Origin of the sequence: Candidatus Magnetobacterium casense (assembly GCF_019173545.1) — a bacterium.
Classification (GTDB): domain Bacteria; phylum Nitrospirota; class Thermodesulfovibrionia; order Thermodesulfovibrionales; family Magnetobacteriaceae; genus Magnetobacterium; species Magnetobacterium cryptolimnobacter.
The window spans coordinates 1-2,345 of sequence record NZ_JABXWD010000478.1 but is presented as its reverse complement, the minus strand read 5'-3'; the positions used below and the strand labels follow the sequence as shown (position 1 = coordinate 2,345).

At 50.1% G+C, this 2,345-nt stretch carries 2 protein-coding genes; one reads left to right on the top strand and one right to left on the bottom strand.

Annotation, left to right across the window (positions count from 1 at the left end):
* Positions 1 to 559: vWA domain-containing protein (locus HWQ67_RS16545; RefSeq protein ID WP_218253791.1), on the bottom strand; the 559-nt coding region annotated here is incomplete at its 3' end.
* A 93-nt stretch (positions 560 to 652) separates the two neighbouring features.
* Here HWQ67_RS16545 and HWQ67_RS16540 point away from each other — a divergent pair.
* Positions 653 to 2,020 (top strand): FAD-binding oxidoreductase, encoded by a 1,368-nt coding sequence (locus HWQ67_RS16540; protein WP_218253790.1) that lies wholly within the window; start codon positions 653 to 655, stop codon positions 2,018 to 2,020.
* The last annotated feature ends 325 nt before the right edge of the window (positions 2,021 to 2,345 follow it).

Below are 2,345 nucleotides of genomic sequence, written 5' to 3'. Positions count from 1 at the left end.
CGTCGGTTATCAGGAGGATGGCCGTCTTTGAGGTGGGAGCGCGTGAGGCCGTCTTTATGTCGTCTGTGATGGCCTTATACAGGATGGTCTTCTTATCAACCGCCTTTAGGTTGTCTATCTGACTGTAGAGCAGTTCCCGATTTTGGGTGAAGTGTACGACTTCTTTGATTTCACCACCGAAGGTCATAAGCATTATGTGGGTGTCATCGTTGAGTTGATGTATGAGATTGAAGAGGTATTTTTTCGTATCCGATAGGGCAACACCGCTCATACTACCGCTGACGTCCACGGCAATGATTAAAGAGAGGGGTTCTTCGTATTTTTTTTGTAAGGAAGAGGCTTTGCCTTTTTTATTACCAACGATCAGTGTAAAGTTTCCGGCCTTTAGCCCCTGGATGCTTTTGCCCCTTTGATCGTGTACGTCGATAACTGCCTGCAAGGCTCCGGAGCTGTTAGTACCAATTGCGGCTATGTCCAGGCTGAGATTATCCTGTTCCTGTCCCCCGGCCAGCGACAGTGAGACAAGGGCAATACAAATAACTAAAAATATCCTCTTCATGTCTGTCATTCCCCCGTAATAATTTTTTACGCATTTAAATATCGTTGGGATACTATATCACAAAATAGATCAAAAGGTATATAATAGTAACCTATGGGAATAAAGAGCCTGAGTAAAGTACTGACAGATGGTCAGTACTCCACGGACAAGGAGGTGCTGTTGTGCTACGGCTACGATGCCTCTGGTATAGACATCACGCCTGCTGCGGTGGTGTGGCCGCAAACTACCACGGACATAGTAAAGATCACACGGTTTGCCTATGAAAACAACTACAAGCTGATCCCCCGCGGGGCGGGCACCGGTATGACCGGCGGTTCGGTGCCGATGGCCAACGCTATACTGATGAGTCTGGAAAAGATGAACCGCATCATTGAACTGGACGTGGAGAACCTCAACGTGGTGGTTGAGCCAGGGGTAATCAATGGCTTGTTGCAGATAGAGCTTGAGGACAAGGGCTATTTCTATCCCCCCGATCCGGCAAGCCTCAACATATGCAGCATCGGCGGCAACGTGGCCGAAAATGCCGGAGGGCCGCGTGCGGTCAAGTACGGCGTTACGCGCGACTACGTGATGCAGTTGGAGGCCGTGCTGCCTGATGGCAGGGTGATCAACACCGGTGTCAAGACGGCCAAGGGCGTTGTGGGATACGACATAACCAGGCTCCTGGTTGGTTCCGAGGGGACGCTTGCCACTATCAGCAAGATTCGCTTGAAGGTGTTGCCCAAACCTGATAGTATCATCACGTTGCTGTCGGCCTTTGCGAGCGTTGAGGACAGCGGCAGGGCGGTTGCAAAGATAATCGCCTCGGGTATCATCCCGCGCACCCTTGAGCTGATGGACAAGTTGACGCTGTTTGCGGTTAATCGTCTGAAGCAGGTGGGGTTTCCCGAGGACATAGATGCGCTGTTGCTGATCGAGGTTGACGGTAATCGCAGGACTGTGGCCAAGGAGGCCGATGTGATCTCAAACATCTGCAATGAGTTTGGCGGTAAGATCAAGGTAGCCGTTGAGAGTCAGTCGCGTGATTTTCTGTGGGATGCACGGCGCAGTGTGTCGGCGGCGCTGTATAAGATAAGTCCAACTAAGATAAACGAAGACGTGGTGGTCCCCATAAACAGGGTTCCGGCGTTGTTGATGGGAATAGAGAAGTTGTCGGAGAAACACGACTTGCCCATTGCATGTTTTGGACATGCCGGAGATGGCAACATACACGTTAATATTATGACAGACAAAAGTGAACAGGATGTCTTTAACAAGGCCGAAAAGGTGGTCAGACAACTGTTTGAACTGACCCTGAGCCTAGGAGGCACTCTTTCGGGTGAGCATGGCATAGGCCTCACAAAAGCCAAGTATATCGACATGGAACTGGACATGATAAACATCGACCTAATGAAGGGGATTAAAAACCTCTTCGACCCCAAAAACATCCTCAACCCCGGAAAGATATTCCCGCCGGAGTAATAAAACGTCCACATTATATATAATCGTATCTTCTTAAGAAAGCATGGTAAAATGGGGTCAAGGGGGTCAGCGACCCCTGGCATAAAAGGGGTCAGCGACCCCCGGCACAAAAGGGGTCAGCGAGGGGCGAGCCGCCCTCCTTCTTTGCTTTTACGTGGTGACCGTCATTGACCAGGCTCATCATCTGCCCATAGGACGTAGATGGCTCTGGCGCCACGTTCAAACTTATATCCGACGACATCGGGAGGGAGATTGTCAATCTGTGTCACCCTGGCATTTTCAAAACAACTCAGCTTTTCAATCAGACTCTTGTATGAGTAGTAGG

What these genes read in the sequence shown, in the direction of transcription:
- HWQ67_RS16540 (WP_218253790.1), top strand. Translation starts at nt 653, where the DNA reads ATGGGAATAAAGAGCCTGAGTAAAGTACTGACAGATGGTCAGTACTCC.